Origin of the sequence: Porphyromonas bennonis DSM 23058 = JCM 16335, assembly GCF_000375645.1 — a bacterium.
Lineage (GTDB): Bacteria > Bacteroidota > Bacteroidia > Bacteroidales > Porphyromonadaceae > Porphyromonas_A > Porphyromonas_A bennonis.
This window is the reverse complement of record NZ_AQWR01000065.1, coordinates 1-5,071: the sequence shown is the minus strand read 5'-3', so window position 1 is coordinate 5,071 and position 5,071 is coordinate 1. Positions and strand designations below refer to the sequence as shown.

Annotated in this window: 3 protein-coding genes; 2 read left to right on the top strand and 1 reads right to left on the bottom strand. The window is 55.1% G+C overall.

Annotation, left to right across the window (positions count from 1 at the left end; all coding sequences use genetic code 11):
- Positions 1–617 precede the first annotated feature (617 nt).
- The gene (gene ppdK, locus B088_RS07900) at positions 618–3,377 is read left to right on the top strand and encodes a pyruvate, phosphate dikinase (RefSeq protein WP_018107889.1); all 2,760 of its coding nucleotides are present in this window, start codon (positions 618–620) and stop codon (positions 3,375–3,377) included.
- A gap of 112 nt (positions 3,378–3,489) precedes the next feature.
- Entirely contained in the window at positions 3,490–4,194 is a 705-nt protein-coding gene (locus B088_RS07895; RefSeq protein WP_018107888.1) for a hypothetical protein, read from the top strand.
- A gap of 82 nt (positions 4,195–4,276) precedes the next feature.
- Here the strand turns inward: B088_RS07895 and B088_RS07890 are convergent, their stop codons facing one another.
- A complete protein-coding gene (locus tag B088_RS07890; RefSeq protein ID WP_018107887.1) occupies positions 4,277–4,855 on the bottom strand; it encodes a DUF3575 domain-containing protein in 579 nt (192 codons plus the stop codon).
- Between the last annotated feature and the right edge of the window lie 216 nt (positions 4,856–5,071).

The window sequence follows — 5,071 nt, the reverse complement described above, 5'->3', positions numbered from 1 at the left end:
AGTCGACAGGATTGCACAGCGACAGGGATTATCACTTCTTTGCTTTAAGGCTCAAATGCGTCACCCCTGTGCATTATAGCTATGCTTAGAGAAATCATACAAATGGGAAAGGCTCACAGGACATATATAGCCTGTCCTATTTTCATCTGTATTCTCAGACCTTCTCTCCAGCACTCAGGGTCTCCGTTTCATATCTATTGACCCTTGAGAATGCGACCTTTGGACTGGAACTCTAAGAGCGGGCACCTCTGCGAAAACTGGTGGGTAAAAGCCGTCACGATCTCGCTGTAAACTAATACCGGGTTTAGTCGACACTATTACCGCTATTAGTCGTCACTAATACCGGTAATAGAAATACCTCTCCAAAGGCGGGGATACTCCTACCATAATTTCCTCTCAATATGATTGCAGAAAAGAACAAATCGTCTATCAAAAAGAACAAAAACAGAAAAATAGCAAGTGGGCGTAATTAGATATTTTTTACCCTAATCAGTCTTTTCCGTGTAATATAGGGCAATCGTCTGTACCTTTGTGGTGTAGGCACAAGAGTGCTACTTAGAAAGCTTATCAATAGTATTAGGATTGCAATCCAATATAAATCAAAAGAAACAAATAGTATGAGCGAAAGCAGTAAGAAGATTTACTCCTTTGGCAACGGCAAGGCCGAGGGTCGCGCAGATATGCGCATGCTCCTCGGTGGTAAGGGAGCCAACCTCGCCGAGATGAACCTCGTAGGCGTACCGGTGCCTCCCGGATTTACAATCACGACAGAGGTCTGCAGAGCCTATCAGACCGAGGGTGCAGAGAATATCCGCAAGTCTCTCGCCGAGGACGTTAAGGCAAATATCGCTAAGATCGAGGCTCTCGTGGGACGTACCTTTGGCGACCCGGCGAATCCGCTCCTCGTCTCGGTCCGCTCCGGCGCTCCTGCCTCCATGCCGGGTATGATGGACACCATCCTCAACCTTGGTCTCAATGATGAGGCTGTCGAGGGACTTGCCAAGCTGACCAATAACCCTCGCTTCGCTTGGGACTCTTACCGCCGCTTCGTACAGATGTACGGCGATGTGGTACTGGGACTGAAGCCCGAGAATAAGGACGACATCGACCCCTTCGAACTGGAGATCCGTGCGGTGAAGAAGGCTAAGGGCGTCACCCAGGATACCGAGCTGGAGGTGGAGGACCTGAAGGAGCTGGTGAAGCGCTTCAAGGCCGCCGTGCTGGAGAAGACCGGTAAGCCCTTCCCGCAGGATGTCCACGAGCAGCTGTGGGGTGCCATCTTTGCCGTCTTTAGCTCATGGATGAATGAGCGCGCCGTGCTCTACCGTCGCATGGAGGGCATCCCCGAGGAGTGGGGAACGGCAGTGACCGTCATGGCGATGGTCTATGGTAATATGGGCGACACCAGTGCCACCGGCGTCTGCTTCTCACGCGATGCCGCCACGGGTGAGAATGTCTTCAACGGCGAGTACCTGATCAATGCTCAGGGCGAGGACGTCGTCGCCGGCATCCGCACCCCGAGCCAGATCACCCTCAAGGGCTCGCGGCAGTTCGCCGAGTACAAGGGGATCAGCGAGGAGGAGCGCAAGTCCGAGCACCCCTCTCTCGAGGAGGCGATGCCGGAGATCTACAAGGAGCTCTTCGAGATCCAGCACAAGCTGGAGCAGCACTACCACGATATGCAGGATATGGAGTTTACCGTCCAGGAGGGTAAGCTCTGGTTCCTCCAGACCCGTAACGGTAAGCGTACCGGTCGGGCGATGGTCAAGATCGCCATGGACCTGCTCCGTGACGGCATGATCGACGAGGAGGCTGCCATCGAGCACATCGAGCCTAATAAGCTGGACGAGCTGCTCCACCCGGTCTTCGACAAGAAGATGGAGAAGAGTGCTACACTGATCGCTCGCGGTCTGCCCGCCTCCCCCGGTGCCGCTACAGGTATCATCTGCTTCTTTGCTGACGATGCTCAGGAGCTCCACCACAAGGAGGGTCACCGTGTGATCCTGGTCCGCGACGAGACCTCACCCGAGGATCTTGCCGGTATGCAGGTGGCAGATGGTGTCCTCACCGCGCGCGGTGGTATGACCAGTCACGCTGCCGTGGTGGCACGTGGTATGGGTAAGTGCTGTATCACCGGTGCAGGAGCGCTCAATATCGACTACAAGGCCCGCACCATTACTGTAGGGGATAAGGTCTTCCACGAGGGAGATCACATCTCCATCAATGGCTCCACCGGTCGTATCTACGAGGGTGAGCTCAAGACTGAGGCACCTGAGCTGGACGAGGACTTCCAGATGCTGATGGACCTCTGCTCGAAGCACAGCCGCATGGTCGTGCGTGCCAACGCAGACACCGGTCGCGATGCCAATGTGGCACGGAAGTTTGGTGCCGTAGGTATCGGTCTCTGCCGTACGGAGCACATGTTCTTCGACGGAAAGAAGATCAAGGCGATCCGCCACATGATCCTCTCCGAGACTGCCGACGATCGGTACAAGGCACTCGAGGTGCTGCTCCCGATCCAGAGAGAGGACTTTAAGTCAATCTTCCTCGCCATGGATGGTCATCCGGTGATCGTCCGCCTGCTGGATCCGCCGCTGCATGAGTTTGTCCCCCACGATGCCAAGGGTCAGGAGGAGATGGCTCAGGATATGGGCGTGACGGTGAAGTACATCCGTGACCGCGTACAGCAGCTGGCTGAGCACAATCCTATGCTGGGTCACCGTGGCTGCCGTCTCGGCAATACCTATCCGGAGATCACGATTATGCAGACGAGAGCCATCCTCGGTGCAGCCATCGAGCTGAAGAAGGAGGGATACAACCCCATCCCCGAGATCATGGTGCCGCTGGCAGGTATCGTACAGGAGTTCAATGAGCAGAAGCGTATCATCACCGAGACAGCTGAGGCACTCTTCGAGGAGGAGGGTACTCGGATCGACTTCAAGATCGGTACGATGATCGAGGTGCCCCGTGCAGCCCTGACGGCAGACAAGATCGCCGCCTCGGCAGAGTTCTTCTCCTTCGGCACCAACGACCTCACGCAGATGACCTTTGGCTACTCTCGTGACGACATTGCGTCCTTCCTACCCGTTTACCTCGAGAAGAAGATCCTCAATGTGGATCCCTTCCAGGTACTCGACCAGGACGGTGTGGGTCAGCTGATCCGTATCGCTGCCGAGCGTGGTCGCAAGGCCCGTCCCGAGCTGGTATGCGGTATCTGCGGTGAGCACGGAGGTGAGCCGTCGAGTGTGAAGTTCTGCGACTCCGTCGGGCTGAATTACGTCAGCTGCTCGCCCTATCGTATCCCGATCGCCCGCGTGGCAGCAGCACAGGCTGCCATCGAGCACCGTAAGGATGCTGAGGCTGCGATGCAGGAGTGACACTTAGTCACACTGTGAGATAAGACAAAGAGGAGCTGCCCCGATTATGTGGGGCAGCTCCTCTCTTTTTTCGCTACATTTGGAGCACCAAGTCATGAAGAAACAAACTGATATGAGAAAACTGATCATCACTCTACTCCCGCTGCTGCTTACAGCACTCTCGGCATCCGCACAGATCTTTGTCCCCACTGATCCTATAGGCACACAAGCGACCTATACTACGACAGGAAAAGATGGGAAAAACTCGACCGAGCAGCTGACACTCCACCGTGTCAAGGGCAACAACGTCTGGAGCAGCGTACCGGGCGGCTCGGACGAGATCCCTATATCTGAGATAGTGCTGCCCGACGGTGTCTACTACTCCATGGATGAGCTGAGGACTCTAGTGCGTCAGAAGATGACTGGCAAGGCGGCTAAGCTGGCAAAGGTAGAGCTCAACTGTCTCAGTGGAGACCGCTTCAGGATGCTTCCCCTGCAGGGGACCCCCGGACAGACCTTTCCCGATCAGACACTGGATGTGAAGGCGAAGGTCAAGCTACTCGGGCTACTCAATCTCCACCTCACCATGACCATAGAGGGGGACAAGATCCTCCGGAGAGAGACCCGGAAGACGCCTCTCGGCGAGGTCTCCACGATCGTGCGCTCCTACACCATGGTATCCAAGACCGATGTCAAGGTGATGGGTAAGCGAGAGGAGGAGGTAGAGCAAGAGGAGATCACTCAGTGGATCATCCCGGGGAGAGGGCTCTATAGGGAGGAGAAGAGGAAGGGGAAAGAGCTGACTGTGAAAGAGCTGACAGACTTCAAGCGCCCCTGACCATTAGCTATAAAAAAGAGTGGGCAGCCTCCCGATCAAAGGGGGAAGCTGCCCACTCTTTACATGTATGAATCAGTAAGGATCAGAAGCGATAGCCCAGGCTGATGCCGCTACGGATATAGGCGGGGACACCACCCTGCGTAGCAGAGACGAAGTTACGTCCTGCGCCGGTGTAGATCTCCCCGACGAAGCCACTCTTGGAGATCCACTTCCAGCCAATGCCGAGACCGAGACCGGCACCTATGCCCTCCTCGGTTGTGGTACTATAGTTATAGGTCTTTCTCGCGACATCATAGCTCGACTCAGACTTGTCGTACTTGCACTTGAAGAGACCGGTATTCACCTCGATGAAAAAGCCGGCACCGGGAAACTCGTCCTGCCCGCGGTGCTTCCAGAAGAACCACCGAGCATAGGGCATAACCGCAAACTTGTAAGGATAGGAGTCCTCCCAAGCGGCACTGGCAGCGACGCCAAGCGACAGATCCTCCAGCAGGATTCGGTCATAGGAGAGCTCGATATTGCCGGCGAGAGCCATCGGGAGATTGATCTTCACCTCATTGAGAGGGCCCTCCGTGAGCACCTGCTGCGCCTTGGCACCTGAGGCAAACGATGCAGAGAGCAGCAGGGCAGCTGCTGCGAGCATCCACTTTTTTACGTTCATAGGACTATTACATCTATTAGTTATTGTCTTCTGTGTATGCAAAGGTATAGAAATTACCCATAAAACATCAGAGCCCCGACCCAACAATTGAAGAGGATTATTGCAGTGAGGAGACCCAAGCAGACAGGGGTGACGCATTTGAGCATTACAGGAGCCACTCCACTCATTGTGAAGAGTGGTGAACGATGCACCCCGACAGGGGTGCCCGCTTTTTAG

Bases quoted from the DNA above. Each gene is read 5' to 3' on its own strand.
- B088_RS07895 (WP_018107888.1), top strand. From the start codon at position 3,490: ATGAGAAAACTGATCATCACTCTACTCCCGCTGCTGCTTACAGCACTC.
- B088_RS07890 (WP_018107887.1), bottom strand. From the start codon at position 4,855: ATGAACGTAAAAAAGTGGATGCTCGCAGCAGCTGCCCTGCTGCTCTCT.
- ppdK (WP_018107889.1), top strand. From the start codon at position 618: ATGAGCGAAAGCAGTAAGAAGATTTACTCCTTTGGCAACGGCAAGGCC.